13 protein-coding genes and 1 pseudogene are annotated in these 15450 nt (G+C 61.0%); 7 read left to right on the forward strand and 7 right to left on the reverse strand.

The features are described from left to right. Positions 1 to 4: 4 nt before the first annotated feature. From SALMUC_RS08830 to SALMUC_RS08845, 4 genes are all read right to left on the reverse strand, one after another. Entirely contained in the window at positions 5 to 451 is a 447-nt protein-coding gene (locus SALMUC_RS08830; RefSeq protein WP_020043438.1) for a sugar dehydrogenase complex small subunit, read from the reverse strand. Positions 452 to 517: 66 nt separating this feature from the next. After that, a complete protein-coding gene (locus tag SALMUC_RS08835) occupies positions 518 to 778 on the reverse strand; it encodes a multicopper oxidase domain-containing protein (protein ID WP_037371394.1) in 261 nt (86 codons plus the stop codon). Further along, a complete protein-coding gene (locus tag SALMUC_RS08840; protein WP_037371397.1) occupies positions 714 to 2324 on the reverse strand; it encodes a multicopper oxidase family protein in 1611 nt (536 codons plus the stop codon). Before SALMUC_RS08840 ends, SALMUC_RS08835 begins: the two co-directional genes overlap by 65 nt. An 18-nt stretch (positions 2325 to 2342) precedes the next feature. Further along, on the reverse strand, positions 2343 to 3752 hold the full coding sequence (locus SALMUC_RS08845; RefSeq protein WP_020043440.1) for a hypothetical protein: 1410 nt from the start codon (positions 3750 to 3752) through the stop codon (positions 2343 to 2345). A 174-nt stretch (positions 3753 to 3926) separates the two neighbouring features. Here SALMUC_RS08845 and SALMUC_RS08850 point away from each other — a divergent pair, with 174 nt between their 5' ends. Together SALMUC_RS08850 and SALMUC_RS08855 are read left to right on the forward strand one after the other, a co-directional pair. Next, a complete protein-coding gene (locus tag SALMUC_RS08850) occupies positions 3927 to 4883 on the forward strand; it encodes an IS5 family transposase (protein ID WP_020042633.1) in 957 nt (318 codons plus the stop codon). Positions 4884 to 6079: 1196 nt separating this feature from the next. Next, a pseudogene (locus SALMUC_RS08855) lies at positions 6080 to 6750 on the forward strand (IS110 family RNA-guided transposase); the annotation flags it as partial. Between the two features lie 374 nt (positions 6751 to 7124). Here SALMUC_RS08855 and SALMUC_RS08860 read toward each other — a convergent pair. The 3 genes from SALMUC_RS08860 to SALMUC_RS08870 are packed head-to-tail and all read right to left on the reverse strand — an operon-like array spanning position 7125 to position 9562. Continuing rightward, positions 7125 to 8348: a CaiB/BaiF CoA transferase family protein gene (locus SALMUC_RS08860; protein WP_020040261.1), complete on the reverse strand. Its 1224-nt coding sequence runs from the start codon at positions 8346 to 8348 to the stop codon at positions 7125 to 7127. Next, positions 8345 to 8773 (reverse strand): PaaI family thioesterase, encoded by a 429-nt coding sequence (locus tag SALMUC_RS08865; RefSeq protein ID WP_037371400.1) that lies wholly within the window; start codon positions 8771 to 8773, stop codon positions 8345 to 8347. The genes SALMUC_RS08860 and SALMUC_RS08865 overlap by 4 nt, the downstream gene beginning before the upstream one ends. Before the next feature lie 3 nt (positions 8774 to 8776). Next, positions 8777 to 9562, reverse strand: a complete 786-nt coding sequence (locus tag SALMUC_RS08870) for an IclR family transcriptional regulator (RefSeq protein ID WP_021120128.1) — start codon at positions 9560 to 9562, stop codon at positions 8777 to 8779. A 148-nt stretch (positions 9563 to 9710) separates the two neighbouring features. Between SALMUC_RS08870 and SALMUC_RS08875 the strand changes: the two genes are divergently transcribed. From SALMUC_RS08875 to SALMUC_RS08895, 5 genes are all read left to right on the forward strand, one after another. Further along, the gene (locus SALMUC_RS08875; RefSeq protein ID WP_020040264.1) at positions 9711 to 11270 is read left to right on the forward strand and encodes an acetate--CoA ligase; all 1560 of its coding nucleotides are present in this window, start codon (positions 9711 to 9713) and stop codon (positions 11268 to 11270) included. Positions 11271 to 11305: 35 nt separating this feature from the next. Continuing rightward, positions 11306 to 12445 (forward strand): FAS1-like dehydratase domain-containing protein, encoded by a 1140-nt coding sequence (locus SALMUC_RS08880; RefSeq protein ID WP_020040265.1) that lies wholly within the window; start codon positions 11306 to 11308, stop codon positions 12443 to 12445. A gap of 35 nt (positions 12446 to 12480) precedes the next feature. Beyond that, positions 12481 to 12966, forward strand: a complete 486-nt coding sequence (locus tag SALMUC_RS08885; protein WP_020040266.1) for a TRAP transporter small permease — start codon at positions 12481 to 12483, stop codon at positions 12964 to 12966. A gap of 29 nt (positions 12967 to 12995) precedes the next feature. Then, a complete protein-coding gene (locus SALMUC_RS08890; RefSeq protein ID WP_037371402.1) occupies positions 12996 to 13997 on the forward strand; it encodes a TRAP transporter substrate-binding protein in 1002 nt (333 codons plus the stop codon). A gap of 78 nt (positions 13998 to 14075) precedes the next feature. Beyond that, on the forward strand, positions 14076 to 15365 hold the full coding sequence (locus tag SALMUC_RS08895) for a TRAP transporter large permease (RefSeq protein WP_021120130.1): 1290 nt from the start codon (positions 14076 to 14078) through the stop codon (positions 15363 to 15365). Positions 15366 to 15450 lie beyond the last annotated feature (85 nt).

Raw genomic sequence — 15450 nt, forward strand, 5'->3', positions numbered from 1 at the left:
GACGTCAGCCTTCTGGCGGGTCCGACCAATACCCCATGCCGCCCCCGCAGGATGCCATTGGCTTGCTGAAATCCACCGCCTGCCACACCAGAGCATCCGTATAGGTCAACACGTCCAGATCTTCGGGATCGGGGGATTCTCCGGTATACCAGGCCGATACGATAGCATTGGCCAGGTCATCGTCATCTGTATCGCCAGCGACCATGGCGGCGATGTCATCGCCACGCCCGAGGCCGGAAAAGGCCTTGAGCATGACTGAGGCAATATCCTGATCAAGCCCCTCCTGCCTGGTCAGCTTCTCCGAAAACGCGAGGAAGTCGGGGGGCTCCATCCCGGCGGCAAAGGCTCCTGCCGGAAACTGCAGGGCCGACAGCGCGGAAACTGCCGTCATGGTAGAGAGAAATTTTCGGCGCGTCAGGGACGGCGTATTGGCGGCAGGAGCGTGATTCATGTGGATGTTCCTTTCGTCATGATCCCGAAGCGCCGCGTGCTTCGGGCGCCAGCCGGGCAGCCTCGATCAGCCCTTTTCGTGTGTGCCATGGCCACGCGCCTGGGCCGGATCCAGGATCAGCATGTTTTGCATCATGCCGGTGTCCTCATGCGGCAGGATATGACAGTGATAGACGATTTTCCCGGTCCATTGCCGATAGGTCTGGCGGATTGTCACCTGCTTGCCCATCGGCACCCAAACCGTGTCCTGAATGAGGATCTCGTCATCGTCGTAGCGGATCTCGTTCGTGACCGTCCCGTCGGGGGCCAGATCTGCAATGCCGATCACAGCAAAGGAATTGGCGTGGATGTGGAAGGGGTGTCCTTCGGAATTGTTCTGATGGCCGGGCGAGGCATTTTTGTCGGGTCATTTGGGGGTGTCCCGGAGAGCCGATGATCCAGTCCTCCACCGTGTCCAGCATGACCACCTGAGAGACGCTGAGCTCCTCGTATTGCTGGTTGTTGATAAAGAAATCAATGCCGACAACCGGGTTTGCCTTCGCGGGAAACTGCATGCCGAAGGTAATATAACGAGTCTTGGAGACCTGCGAATCCGAGGGCAGGGGGAAATGACGCGTCTGCACCGGAAGCTTGGCGGGCAGTGCCATGTCCTTGCGATCCTCGGTCACCACGATGCGGGCCAGAAGCCGCCCGTCACTTTTGAGGAATTGCAGCGATTGCGGCGCTTGGCGCAGTTCGTAGATGCCCGGCTTCGCAGCGGCCTTGACCAGGAACTCGCCGCGGTTCGCGGGCGCAAGAAGCAACTGGCTGTCGGTCGCGGGGGCCCCGGGTGGCAGGGCTGGCAGGCGGCGCAGCCGGGGCAGGTTGACCCCGTCCATGCCGATCAGGTGCAGATCATGGCCCTGCAGATAGATCGGCATGACATCGTCTGAATTGGCATTGAGCATGCGGAACCGCGCAACCTCGCCCTGCGCCAGGGTATAGGTCGGAATGCCGGTATCGATCTGCGTGCCATGCGGGTGCGCCGGATCGTTGGGGTTGTGCACCTCCTTGAAAATCGGCTCACCATTGAGCAGGAAATACCGCAGCCGGTAGTCCCCCGTGGTGAAGCCACCCTTGAGGTCCGGTTGTACCTCGCCATGAATGGTGACGTTGCTGCCGAAGGTCTGCCAGATCGCGTTTTGGCGGGGCTCGTAGATATAGGTGCCCGCGCCATCCTTGTCCGGGTTGTCGGTCGGAAACAGGCCGATGTCCTGCACCACGAGGATATGCTCCTGCGCGGCCTTGAGTTCCGGCACCTCGTCGAGATCGCCGCGGATCAGGATAGCGCCGGCCATGCCGCTGACCGCCTGCACCGCCGTCGAGCCGTGCTTGTGCGGGTGGTACCAGAACAGGCCGGGAGGCTGGTCCTCGGGGATGATGACACTGTAGGATTTCTGCCCGCCTTCGGGCGGAACCGAAATCATGGGTGCCAGAGGGTCGGAGGTGCCGAGCGGCTCGAAGATATGCGGCGCGATTTCCAGCCCGTGCATATGCAGGTTGGTGGAATTCAGATCGTGGGGGACATTGTGGTTGCCGTCCCATTCGGAGGAATCATAGGCCGTGAGGTCGTTGACGATATCGACATTCAAGGTCTCGCCCGGGCGGGCCTCCAGCAGGGGGCCGGGAACCGTGCCATTCCAAGAACGCAGTTTGACCGGCGTGCCGTCCAACGTCTTACTCAGCCATTGTGCCGTCAGTTGGTAGTTGCGCTGCGGACCGGTCTTCGGCGACGAAGGCGGCGCGGTCTGACTGCCGGCCTGGACCGGCATACCGGCCGCGGCCAGCACGCCGCCAGAACGGGATAGAAAACCCCGGCGTGTCACTTTCACCATGAAGCTGCTCCTGGCGGTTCAGAACTGGTTGGGATCGGTACAGGCGTTCGGGGTGCCCTTGTTAGCGAAAACCGAATGCTGTTCGAAGGCCACGGCCATCTGAAGCGAGGAATCCAGCGGGATCGCTCCGGGAAATGCGCCGCTGGGGTAGAGGTCCGGGAACTGGTAGTTGGAGAAATAGGCGGCGTTCTGCGGGCTGCCGCCATCGGCGCAGATGCCCGGAAAGCCGAAGACCGGGGGGATGTCCTGACCGGTGTCCGCGCTGGTCTGGTCGGCGGCGGCGAAGGCAGCGGTGTGGCACGACACGCAGGACGACTTGGGGTTGTCTACGGGGCCGGCCAGGCGGCCCGCGCAGCCCCAATGCTCGTAGGTGTCGATCTTGGTATTGAGCACGCTTTGCGACGCCGGGACGCTGTCGGCACGGGGCACGGCCGGAAAGGTGTCCGGATCAGATCCCCATTGCAGCCCCAGCGGCACCAGCCGCTCGAGCACGGTGTCGCCCGGCGCATTGGCGGAATAGCCGAAGGTGCCGTATACCCAGCGGGTCGGGGAGCGATGATCGACGACGGCCACATCGACCTGGGTGAGGCGCGTGGTCTGCAGGCCGCGCTGGCAGGTATATTCCTCGTCCGAGGATACTTGGTGGCGGTTCACCTGCCAGACTGCGGAGTCCGCGAGATAGGGCACACAGTCCGGCGTCGCGTTCGTAGTCAGGAACTTGGCGACCAGCGTGCCTTCGGAAAAGGGGAGGCCGGCGGGAACCGTTTTCCCGTTTTGCTCGACTAGCGCCGGTGCGCCGTCCTCCGGGAAGGCCTGACCCAGGGCATAGGCGCCCCATTTGTTGTAGACTCCGACCGCCCAGCTTTCGAAACCATGGGCAAAGCGGGCCTGGCAGGCCTCGGTCATCCCCGAGATCGGGGTCGCGTTGGGCATCGGGCTTCCAAGGAAATCGGATAGATGCGCGGTGCGCTCATTGGTGGTTCCATGAGCGAACTCGCGGCCCATCGTTGGATCATAGGCCATCCAGGGCATGTGAAACCAAGCTGTCTCGCCGTTCACGTTCGTCTGGAAGCCCAGCTCATTGGACAGGTTCGGGTCCTGGCCGCGCAGCACGACTTCCATGATCGCAGCGATGTAGTCTTTCCAAGGGCCGCTTTGCCAATCGAGCGGAGCTTCCGAGGAGAAATCCACGTCGATGAACAGCCACGGACACTCCTGCTTGCCGCATTCTCCGGGGTCCTGTTTAGGGTAGTCGTGGCTTAGCTCGAACACCGGCCCGCTGTAGTCGACTGGGGGCGTATTGACCGCATCTCGAAAGGCAAGATCCGCCGCGGATTCCTGAGCGAGCGAGGCGCCGGTGGAAAGTGTGCCCATGGCGAGTGACAGGGCAAAAGCCGAGCGGGAGAAAGCGGGCGTGAAAGGCGCCATCGAGCAGAATCCTTTGACCAATAACAGGTTACTTCAACCCTAGGCGCATGTGGCAGGTCAAGGCAACCTATGCGTGAGAGAGGCGTATGTTGATTTGCTTGAGGAGAGTCTGAAAAACCTCGCGCTTTGGCCGGGTTGAGATAAACTGGGCGAGACGAAGAAGGATGCCCACCAATGCCCAAGCAACCTGCGTTTCCCGGTCTCCGCCACGCGATGAAGAAGAAGCAGACCCGGCGTGAGAAGTTTCTCGCGGAGATGGACTCGGTGGTGCCCTGGACGCGCCTTCTGGCGCTGATTGAGCCGCATTATCCGAAGGTTGGGCCGAAGGGTGGTCGGCCGCCGATGCCACTGGAGACGATGCTGCGGGTGTATTTCCTGCAGCAATGGTATGCGCTGAGCGATCCCATGGCTGAGGAGATGCTCTACGACAGCGAGTCCATGCGCCGGTTCGCAGGCATCGAACTCGGTGATGATCGTGTCCCGGATGAGACGACGATCCTGAACTTCAGACACCTGCTGGAGAAGCACGCGCTGACGGAGCGTTTGTTCGTTGAAGTGAACAAACATCTGGCCGATCAGGGCATCACGCTGCGCTCGGGCACACTGGTCGATGCGACGATCATCGACGCGCCGTCCTCGACCAAGAACGAAGCCGGGGCGCGCGATCCGGAGATGTCGTCAACGAAGAAGGGCAATGACTGGTTCTTCGGGATGAAGGCGCACGTTGGCGTCGATGCCGAGAGCGGCATCGTGCATAGCCTCGAGACCACCACGGCGAAGGTGCATGACAGCCAGGTCTGGGATGAGCTCCTCCATGGCGAGGAGACGTCGGTGTGGGCGGACAAGGGCTATGTCAGCGCTGCGCGCGAGGCCCATTTCTCCGGCCCGGACAAGTTCTGGGGCGTCATGCGGAAGGCGCCGAAGGGCGCTGCGCTGGACCCCATCGACGAGCACATCAATCGGATTATCGCGATGGTGCGGGCGCGGGTGGAGCATCCATTCCGCGTGCTCAAGCGCCAATTCGGGTATCTGAAGACCCGCTACCGTGGCCTCGCGAAGAACCGCGCGCAGCTCTTCACGCTGTTCGCCCTCGGCAACCTCTTTCTCGTGCGACGGAGGTTGATGGCGTGAGGCGGAGTCTGTCCTCAGACGCGGTATTGGGCGCTCGAGATCCACAGATCAGGTGCAACAAGCCCGGTCCGCAGCGCATCTGCCGCTTTCAAAACGCGAGGGCCCGGTAATCGGCGCAGCCGAAGCGGTAGATCAGACGTTCCTTGAAATATTGTTGGATCGTTGACGAATGTGGCAGGTCAAGACTCCCTTTGCGGGAGCGGGCCGTATGTTGAACTGTGTAAAGAACTGTCCCGGGACCAGCTTATAGCGCCCTGAGGTAGCGTCCGGAAAATAGTTTGGTAATCGCATGGCCGCGGCATCACATATTGTCCGGATTACATGGTGAATTCGGGCGGGGGATCAGCGCCGCGCGCGAAGCGTTACCGATCTTTGACCGGGCCTGGACACACCGTGAATTGGACGAAGCCGAGATGACTTTCTTGTCATTGCCGTCAGAGGCGCGGCGGCACGCTGTTCCGTGCCACGAAGTCGCTGATCATATGGTGGCGCGGATCCTTTCCGACGCGCGCAAGACTGGCGCTCGTGAGGGTTTTCGGAACGCCGGCAGCTGATGGCGAGCGCGGGAGCGCCTGTCAAAGGCTTTCAAACCTGCGTAACAATCCGAGCAATCGGTCCCGGAAATCCCCATATATTGGCTATACGTACCTCTTGCAGCAAGGGGCGGTGTCTTGAACGTTGCCGACCCCGCGAAACGGAAAGGAGATACCGATGTGGAAGCGACTTATAGCAATGACACTGACTTTCGGGCTTGCAAGCACCGCGCCACCCGCGCTTGCGCAAACACTTTGCGGACCGCACACGGTGATATCCGAGCGGCTCGAAGCTTACCAGGAAAGTGTGATCGGCCAGGGTCTCGAGACCCCGACACGACTTTTTGAAATATGGCGTTCCGCGGAAAACGGAAACTGGACCATACTCATGCTCCGTCCTGACGGCACGGCCTGCGTCGTGGCAGCTGGCACTGCGTGGATCGATAGAGGTCCGGATTTCGATTCGGGGCTGTCTGCGCTTCTTCAAAATTAGATGGCGCGCGGACGCGGGCGAAACGACCTTTTCTTTCGATCGGCCCGACGCCTGGCGGAAAACTTCCTGAAGGAGCAGTGACACCAACCGGCGATGATGATGATGTAGCCGCGCCAGACGGCATTGATGTGCCGAGGTAGGATCGCGAGAATCCAAATACGGAGGTGGTCATGTCGGAGATTATCACGGTCGGGCTCAACCTGGCGAAGAACGTGTTTCATGTCCATGGCGCGGATGACAGTGGCGCGGTAGTCCTTCGCAAGAAGCTCCGAAGGGCCGAGGTGCCGGAGTTTTTCGCCGAGCTGCCGCCCTGCCTGTTGGCGATGGAGGCCTGCGGCGGCGCGCATTTCTGGGGACGGGAACTGGCAAAGCTGGGCCACGAGATTAGGATCATCCCGCCCGCCTACGTGAAGCCTTTCGTGAAGCGGAAAAAAATGATGCGGCTGACGCGGAAGCAATCTGCAAGGCAGCCCTTCGGTTAAACATGCGCTTCGTCCCGGTGGAAAGCGAAGAAACGCAAGGCACTGCCAGCAACTTCCGTGTCCGGGAACTGCTGATCCGGCAGCGCAGCCAGACGATCAATGCCCTCCGCGGGCACTTGAGCGAATACGGATGGGTAGTGCCGCAGGGAGCGACGAATGTCCGGCGGTTGGTCGCGGCAGTCGCCGACGAAGAGGTGGGCCTGCCGAAACCGGCACGAGTCTCATTGCAGGTCTTGACTGCGACGCTCGCGCAGCTCGTTCGACATATCGAGATCCTAGATGCGGAGATCGACCGGGGTGCCAGAGAGAATGTGGTTGCCCGGCGCCTGATGATGATCCCCGGCATTGGTCCGCTGATCATCATCAGGCGCCGGGATCGGTCGCCGCTCTCGCGGGCGCGGCGACCGATCCCGAATAGTACCGGATCACGCCTGTTGCCGGCTCGAGGTCAACTGAAGCGGCATCGTTCCATGTGATCGATGCAGACAGTCAAGAATCATTTCGAGAAGATCTGTCTCTGGCAGTGCCGGGCGCCAAGGCCGGCGGTGGGCCCGGCATGACGTCCCTGCCGTGTTGGGGCGCTGCCGGGACACCCGCCACGATACGCTGGCTTCTCCGGCCGCTCACCCAAATTCTGCCATAGCTCGACGTCTTGGCCTGCCTGCTGAGGCTCCTGGTTCAGGCCAAGGTGTCCGGTCGAAGGTGAGGCCAGTTCACGGGCGTAGTGCCATGCTCACTCTTTGATTGGGATTACGCCGCTTGCCGCCAGATGGTCGATTTCTTCATCGCCATAGCCAAGCAAGTCTTTCAGGACGCCACCAGTGTCCTCACCAAGCAGGCTTGGTGCCCTGGCGGCCGAAGGACCTTTTCCATCGAAACGGATCGGTCCGCGGACCAGCCGCAGCTTGCCCTCACTTGGGTGTTCGGCCGTTTCCACGAGCCCGCGTGCGCGGACATGCGGCTGCTCCAACGCGTCTCCAATTGAAAGAATAGGGGCGTTGGGGACATCGAATTCGCTCAGGCGATCGAGCCAATAGGCTGTCGAGTCCTTTATCATTCGATCGCGGACAATATCCTGCAGGGCGTCACGGTTTTGCAGTCTCTGCTCGTAGGCTGCGAAACGCGGATCATGGATCAAATCTTCACAGCCGAGGCAGCGAGCGAAATTTTGCCAGAACTGTTCTGTCAGGCATGCCACGATCACATGACCGTCGGATGTCGGGTACGAGCCGTATGGGACGATACTCGGGTGCTCCGTTCCGACCGGCTGAGGGCTTTTCTTGCTCACGAAATAAATCTGCGAAAGGTAACCTTGCAGGGCGATCAAGCTGTCCAGCATGGCGACCTCGACATGCTGCCCTTCCCCGGTGGCATTGCGTTGGTGCAAAGCAGCCAGAAGGCCGAATACCGAAAAGATGCTGCCGGCCATGTCGCCCATGGGTATCCCCAGCTTGTTCGGGGCCATGCCAGGCTCGCAATTCACGCTCATCACGCCGGAGAGAGCTTGTGCCACTATGTCGAAAGCGGGTTTGTCGCCAAGTGGGCTGTCCTGTCCGAATCCGGTGATCGACCCGTAGATCAACCGTCTGTTCTCTTGCAGTAGCGTCTCGTAGTCCAGTCCGAGGCGCTCCATGACCCCTGGGCGGAAGTTCTCCAGCACGATGTCACTCTGCCGGGCGAGGTCCTTTGCGACCTGAAGGCCTTCGGGCGATTTCAGATTCAACGAGATGCTTTTCTTACTGCGATTGAGCGCGATGTAATAGTGGCTGAGTTTGCCTTGAAACGGTGGAAAATTCCTAGTCTCGTCACCTCTTTCGATCGGTTCCACCTTGATGACCTCAGCGCCGAGGTCGGCGAGGACCATGCTCGCGTAGGGACCTGACAGAATCCGCGAGAAATCCAGCACTTTCACTCCGGCCAGCGGGGCTGCTTCTTTGGGCGTCACGGTGTCGTTCATTTCGTTTGCACTGCCTTGGCTGAGATTTTCATGATGGCCGTCGCGCTTGCGACCTGCCCGGTTGAGCAGGTGACATCGCTGTCCAGGAAGATCAGCGAGCGTGTGGATTGGCGGATCGAGGCGCGCACTTCCAGGAAGTCGCCCACCTTGGCGGCACCCAGAAAACGCGTTTCCATTTGGATGGTGACGACGGGCTGGCGATCCGCTGCGTTCCAGGCGACGAGGGCCACCACTTGATCCATGAGGCTGGTGAGAACCCCGCCGTGCACAAGGCCAATATGGTTCCTGTGACGGTCAGTGGTCTGCAAGCCGTACTTCTGCCCGTCTTCGCTTTCGGTGGATCGAAGCAACGGTCCTATCGTCTCCATGAATCCATCGATTCGGACAGCTTTCCACTCGTCCGATACTGTTCCTTGGCTAGTCACGTCTCAGCCTCCTGTTTCGATCTGAAGGTCCTGGATCTCATCCCGGACCGATTGCATGGCTTTCGCGAGTTTCGGAATTTCCGTGTCTTGCAGGCGCTCTGAAATGCCGATGGCGACGATCGATCGCGACATCATGCCGCCTATGCCGAAGACTGGTACCGCCACGACCGTTACGCCCGAAATGTAGGTCCCCTGGTCGACAGAATAGCCGCGTTCACGCGCTTCCCGCACTTCGTCGAGCCATGTCTCGAAGGCGGGCGGGTGATCCCAGACCAGCTTGTCGAACCTCTGTCTCAGCGTGGTCTCGTCGCTGACGTTGAAGGCTGCGAACAGGCGGCCGGTGGCGCTGATGAGTGTCGGGAAGCGGCTGCCGAGATCGACCTGAAGGCGGAAGGGGAGATTGGATTGTGAAAGGGCTACGACGATCATCTGGTTGGGTTCGGCCAATTGCGTGGCAATGCTGGTGACGCCGAAGGTTTCCGACAGTTTCGAGAGTCGCGGCTGTATGAGGGACGAGAAGGCGTTGCGCTGAAGTGCCGATCTGGCCAGCGGCAGGATTCCGATTCCGATCATATAGCGCTTGGTGTTCGAATCGAAATCCACGAGGCCCTCGTCCTGTAGAACGCGGAGAATGTGGAGGCAGGTGCTTGGCACCAGATCCAACTCGCGCGCCATCGGGTTGACGCCGACAGGTTCGGGTGAACGAGCAAGAAACCTCAATATTGCCAAGGCCCTGGAGACAGCGGGCACCTGTCGTTTGGTCGAAGGGTTGATCTGGTTTTCTGTCATCTTTCGGCCTTGGCTGGATGGTCATGCATTGCGTATATACAATGAAGATAGCGTATTGACAATAATTGGCTGTGATCCGTACGGTTGTCAACGAGCCGGATGACCCGCTTGCGGTGCACCGGAGACGAGACTTGGGAGACAGACCGGAATGACCCGCCTGACGGATTTCACGTCCTATGCAGATGCTCAGAAGCATTATTCGAAAGAGGGTCTTTGGGCGCTCTTCGATGGAACACGGGAGCGGTTCAACATCGCCCATGAATGCATCGATCGGCACGTGGAGGGCGACAACGTTGCGTTGCGGATCGCGCATTCGGATGGTTCCGACGAGGTTGTCTCCTTTGCGGAGCTCTCGCGTCGATCATCGCAGATCGCGCATTTCCTGAAGGGCAGGGGGGTCGGCAAGGGTGACCGTGTCGCGGTCATGATCGACCCATCGCTGGCCTTTTACTGTGCGCTTTTCGGAGTCATCAAGGCCGGCGCCGTGGCGGTGCCGATGTTCTCGCTCTTCGGTCCCGATGGCATCCGGCTGCGTGTAGACGACTGCAAGCCCGAAGTCTTTTTCACGAATTCCGACAAGGCGCCGGAGGCCATCGAGGGCGGTGCAAAGGACGTCATCGTAGTCGATCGGGATTTCCTGGACGGGTTGGATGATCTTCCTGAAACATTCGATTGGGAGACCACGGGCCGGGATCTGGCGGTTCTGCAATATACCTCCGGCACGACCCGGGCCTTGCCGGCCGCGGTGCAGCACAGCCACCAGTCGATCGTGACGCTGATGGTGGCGGCGCTGTACGCCACCGGTATCCGTCCGGGTGACAGGTTCTTCTGTCCGTCCTCGCCGGCCTGGGGTCACGGGCTGTGGCATGGCACGTTTGCCCCGCTGGCGATGGGTGTCTCGACCGGCACCTTCAGTGGCAAGTTCGACCCGGTCCGGTTGCTGAAGGCTTTGCAGGACTTCCGGATTACCAATCTTACCGCTGCGGCCACGCATTACCGGATGATGCGGAATTCGGGCGAAGCCGAGCGTTTCACCTACTGCTTCAACAAGCTGTCCTTTACCGGAGAGCCGATCGATTCCGAGACCGCCGCCTATGTTGAACGGATTTTCGGTACCAAGGTCCGCTCGATGTATGGCACGACCGAGATCGGCGTGATCATCGCGAACTATCCCGGCGCCAACGACCTCGAAGTGCGCGACGGCGCGATGGGCAAGGCGGTTCCGGGCGTCGAGGTCGAGGTTCAGCGTCCCGACGGCAGCCCCGCCGACCCCGGCGAGACGGGCGAGCTGATGGTGAAAAAACGGGGCGAATGGTTCCCGACCAAGGATCTGGGGCGCGTTGACGAGGACGGGTATTTCTACCACGGCGGTCGCGCGGATGACGTCATCATCTCGGCCGGCTGGACCATCGGCGCGGTCGAGGTGGAAGACGCCGTGCTCAGCCATCCGGCGGTCGCGGAATGCGGTGTGATCGGTGCGCCTGACTCGGTGCGCGGCCTTGTCGTCAAGGCCTTCGTCATTCTCAAGCAGCCCGAGACCGAGGGTCTGGTAGAAGCCATCCAGGATCATGTGCGTGCCCGCCTCGCGCGGCACGAATACCCACGCCAGATCGAATTCGTCACCGAGCTTCCGAAAACACCCGCCGGTAAGGTCAACCGCAAGATCCTGCGCGACCGCGAAGCCGAGAAATTTTCCGTCGCGGAGTGATCCGCGCACCAACATACCGTTCCGAGGAGAAGACTATGAACGAGATGACGCAAAGAAAATTCCCGAAGATTACCCAGGAGGGACTCGACGACCTACGTGCTCGGATCGGCGTGAAGATCGAGAAGACGGTTGAGCCCTGGTGCTATGAGGCCACCCGCGACAACATTCGCCACTATGCACACGGCATCGGTGACGACAATCCGCTGTGGTGCGATCCTGCCTACGCGCAGACTACGAAATACGGTGACGTCATCGCGCTGCCCAGCTTCCTGTTCGCGACGAACCGGATCATCTCGGGCTATGTCGGTGGCCTTCCGGGCGTCCACGCCATGTGGTCAGGTGCCAACTGGAACTGGCACAAGACGATCACCCGCAACATGGAATTCCGCACCGAGGCATACCTCAAGGACTTGGTCGAGCACGACACGCGCTTTGCTGGTCGTGCGGTGCAGCAGATCTACCACGTGGACTTCTATGACAATATGACGGGTGACCTCGTGGCCGATGCCGACAGTTGGTGCTTCCGGACTGACCGGGACCAGGCGCGTGAAAACGGCACCAAGTACACCGATGCCAAGGAGAAGGGCCGTCGCGTCTGGACGGAAGAGGAGCTGCAGGAATACTACAAATACTACGAACAGGAAGAGATCCGCGGCGCCAAGCCCCGCTACTGGGACGATGTCGTTGAAGGAGAAGAACTGCCCACCATGGTCAAGGGCCCGATGACCGCGACTGGCTTCATCGCCTACGCGCAGGGCTGGGGCGGTCTCTATATCCGCGCCAACAAGCTGGCTTGGCAGCTGCAGCAGAAGCACCCAAGTGCCGGTCCCAAGAACCGCTATGGGATCCCGGATTGCCCCGAGCGTGTGCACTGGGAAGAAGAATTCGCACTCGAGGTCGGCGCGCCGGGCGCCTATGACTATGGTCCCGAGCGCACCTCGTGGCTGACGCACCAGATCACCAACTGGATGGGCGATGACGGCTTCCTGCGCCAGGCCAAGTGTCAGGTCCGCCGGCACAATCCCGAAGGCGACATCATCCTGATCCACGGAACGGTGGTCCGGAAATTCGAGGAGGGCGGCCGTTATCTTCTGGAAATCCAGCAGCGCGCTGAGCAGCAAGACGGCGAACTGTCGGCCATGGGTTCGGCCATCGTCGAGCTGCCGAAGCGCTAAGACCGGGAAACGCAACGGCAAGGGAGGCAATGCCGATGCTTGAAAAGGTCCTGAGCAAGGTTGAGGACGCCCTTCACTTGGCGGGCTGTCTCTGCCTTCTCGCAGTGGCCCTACTGGTCAACGCGGACATTCTACTGAGATTGTTCGCAAGCCGGCCGGTGCAGATCCAGTTCGAACTGACGGAGCTGTATCTGATGCCGGCCTTGGCCACCCTGTCGTTGTCGCGGGTTTTCCGCGACGGCGGCCACCTGGCGCTGGAATTCACACCCGAACGCCTGCCGGGCGTGTTCGGAGCGGTGATCGTCAAGCTGCGCCTTCTGCTGCCGGCGGCATTCTTTGTCGCCGTGACGGCGATGTCCGGCAAATTCGCCTTCGAAGCCATTTCCCACGGGGATGTGGAATACGGGGTGATCGATTGGCCGCTCGGATGGGCCTATGCCGTCATTCCCCTAGGGTGCGGCGTGCTGGTCCTGCGGCTTCTGCACGACGCCTTTTTGAATGGCGGCGCGTCAGAGACCTAAAAACTTTGTCGAATGGGAGGAGACAAACGATGAATACCAAGAGCACATGCCTTGCAGCCCTAGCCGCTGTACTGACGTTCGGACCGTCCGTGGTCCAGGCTGAGACTCTGCGTCTCGGCGATTTCCAGTCGACCAGCCATATCGTGTCCGCCGAGGGCACCACCAAATGGATGGACGCCGTTGAGGAAGCCACCGACGGAGAGATCTCGTTCCAGCACTTTCCCTCACAACAGGCCGCCAAGTCCAAGGCCCAGCTGGACGCGGTGAACAACGGTATCCTCGATGCGGCGCTTCTGGGCACGCCCTATCACGCCGACGTTCTGCCGCTGAACTCGGTGGTCGCCCTGCCGGGTTTCTACAGCTCGGCCGAGCAGGGGACAAAGGCGCTGCAGGGCATGCTGAAGGAGGGCCCGCTGCGGGAGGAGATCTTGGCGACGGGCGTCACCCCGATCTTCGGTTTCGTGCTGCCGCCCTATCAGGTGCTTGCCAAGAAGCGGCTGGGAGGTCCGGCCGACTGGGATGCAATGGACATCCGCACCTCCGGTTCCACCCAGGCCATGACGGCGCGCGCCCTGGGCGGTGTCGGCATCTCGATCCCCGGCCCAGAAGTCTATACTGCAGTTGAGCGCGGACGTCTTGACGCGGTGCTGTTCCCGTTGGCCTCGGTGCCTGGCTACAAGCTGAACGAGGTGGTCAGTCACATCTCGACCAATGGCTCCTTCGGCGGGTACAGCTTTGTCATGGTGATCCGCAGCGACCTGTTCGACGGCCTGTCGGAGGAAGTCCGGGCCGAGCTGCTTCGCCTTGGCGACGAGACCGCGCTGCACGTGGCACGGGCCCAAGACGAGTCCGTCGAGGGGCTGATCGAGGAATGGCAGGCTCAGGGCATCGACACCTACAGCTTCACCGACGAGGAGCTGGCAACTGTAAGCGAGGAACTGAAGGCCGTCGGCCTCGACTGGGCGGAGCGGATCGACAATGACCAGGCCCAGGCGGTGCTCGAGGCCTATCGCGCGGCAATCAGCCAATAAGACTGCCATGAACACTTCATCCGAGACAGCCGCCGCGACGGGCGGCTGTCTTGCTCACATAACGCGCGCGGGCCAAAGATGCTGACCTTTCTTGCCATACTCGTTCTGTTGGCCGTCCTGATGGCATTCAGGGTGCCCATCGCATTCGCCATGGGGATCGCGGGGACCTTGGGCCTTGCGGCGCAACTCGGCGTACGCCCATCGCTGGCGGTTCTTGAGCGGACATTCTTCGATACCTCCGCCTCTTTCATTCTCGTGGCCATTCCGCTGTTCATTCTGATGGCGGAACTGCTGACCGCGGGTGACGTGACGCGCCGCGCGATCATCGCGTGTCAGTCCTGGATCGGCCATGTCAAAGGCGGGCTTGCCATGGCGACGGTCGCCGCCTCGGTGATCCTTGCGGCCCTGGTCGGAAGCTCGACCGCCTCGACTGCGGCGATGTCGGCTTCGGCCTTTCCTGAAATGCGCGCGCACCGGTACTCTGACCGGCTTTCCGCAGCGGTGGTCAGCGTCGGCGGAACGCTTGCCGTGGTGGTGCCGCCCTCGATCGTGCTGGTCGTTTACGGCGTGCTGACGGAAACCTCGATCGGCAAGCTCTTCATCGCGGGCATCATCCCCGGGCTGTTGACGGCCACCGGTTTGGCCGTAGTCATCAAGATCATTGCCCAAACCACGGATCAGGCTCCCAAGGGAGAGCCTTTCGTCCTGAAGAAAGCCGTAAGCGAAAGCCGTCACGTCGTTCCAATGGTGCTGCTGATGGTGGCCGTGATCGGGGCGATCTACGGCGGCATCGCCTCTCCCTCCGAGGCGGCGGCACTGGGGGTCATGGGCTCGCTGGTGATCGTGCTGGCGCAACGCACGCTGAGCTTCGTGCAGTTCAACAAATCGGTCAGTGGAGCGATCCGTGCGACGGTGATGATCGTGGCCATCGTGGCCTGTTCGGCGATCTTCTCGAATTACCTGGCCTTCACGCGCATCACCCATGCCATGTTGGAATTCGTTGCGACGACGGAAATGCCGCGCGAGGTCATAATGGGCATCATCATTCTCGTGCTTCTCGTGATGGGCATGTTCATGGACCAGCTCGCGATCCTGTCGCTTGCCATGCCATTGGCTTTCCCGACGGCGATGGCGCTCGACTACGATGCGGTCTGGTTCGGAATTGTCGTGACTAAGACGGTCGAGATCGGGTTGCTGACGCCGCCCCTGGGCCTGAATGCCTATGTGGCGGCCGCCCAGACCCGCGTTCCCCTGGGCACGATCTTCCGCGGGATCCTGCCCTTCCTGGGTATGGAGATCGTTGTGTTGATCCTGCTGCTGTCCTTCCCGGAGATCACGCTTTTCCTGCCGGACCTCATGACGCGCTAACGCCGGCCCGGCCGCACCACCCCGCATTGCGCCAGACGACTGCCCTCTCGCGAGGGGACAGGAGAACTGTGCGCCAAACATACGG

It is taken from the genome of Salipiger mucosus DSM 16094, assembly GCF_000442255.1.
GTDB classification, from domain to species: Bacteria; Pseudomonadota; Alphaproteobacteria; order Rhodobacterales; family Rhodobacteraceae; genus Salipiger; species Salipiger mucosus.

Bases quoted from the DNA above. Each gene is read 5' to 3' on its own strand.
- SALMUC_RS08840 (WP_037371397.1), bottom strand. From the start codon at position 2,324: ATGGTGAAAGTGACACGCCGGGGTTTTCTATCCCGTTCTGGCGGCGTG.
- SALMUC_RS08885 (WP_020040266.1), top strand. From the start codon at position 12,481: ATGCTTGAAAAGGTCCTGAGCAAGGTTGAGGACGCCCTTCACTTGGCG.
- SALMUC_RS08870 (WP_021120128.1), bottom strand. From the start codon at position 9,562: ATGACAGAAAACCAGATCAACCCTTCGACCAAACGACAGGTGCCCGCT.
- SALMUC_RS08830 (WP_020043438.1), bottom strand. From the start codon at position 451: ATGAATCACGCTCCTGCCGCCAATACGCCGTCCCTGACGCGCCGAAAA.
- SALMUC_RS08895 (WP_021120130.1), top strand. From the start codon at position 14,076: ATGCTGACCTTTCTTGCCATACTCGTTCTGTTGGCCGTCCTGATGGCA.
- SALMUC_RS08890 (WP_037371402.1), top strand. From the start codon at position 12,996: ATGAATACCAAGAGCACATGCCTTGCAGCCCTAGCCGCTGTACTGACG.
- SALMUC_RS08880 (WP_020040265.1), top strand. From the start codon at position 11,306: ATGAACGAGATGACGCAAAGAAAATTCCCGAAGATTACCCAGGAGGGA.
- SALMUC_RS08875 (WP_020040264.1), top strand. From the start codon at position 9,711: ATGACCCGCCTGACGGATTTCACGTCCTATGCAGATGCTCAGAAGCAT.
- SALMUC_RS08845 (WP_020043440.1), bottom strand. From the start codon at position 3,752: ATGGCGCCTTTCACGCCCGCTTTCTCCCGCTCGGCTTTTGCCCTGTCA.
- SALMUC_RS08860 (WP_020040261.1), bottom strand. From the start codon at position 8,348: ATGAACGACACCGTGACGCCCAAAGAAGCAGCCCCGCTGGCCGGAGTG.
- SALMUC_RS08850 (WP_020042633.1), top strand. From the start codon at position 3,927: ATGCCCAAGCAACCTGCGTTTCCCGGTCTCCGCCACGCGATGAAGAAG.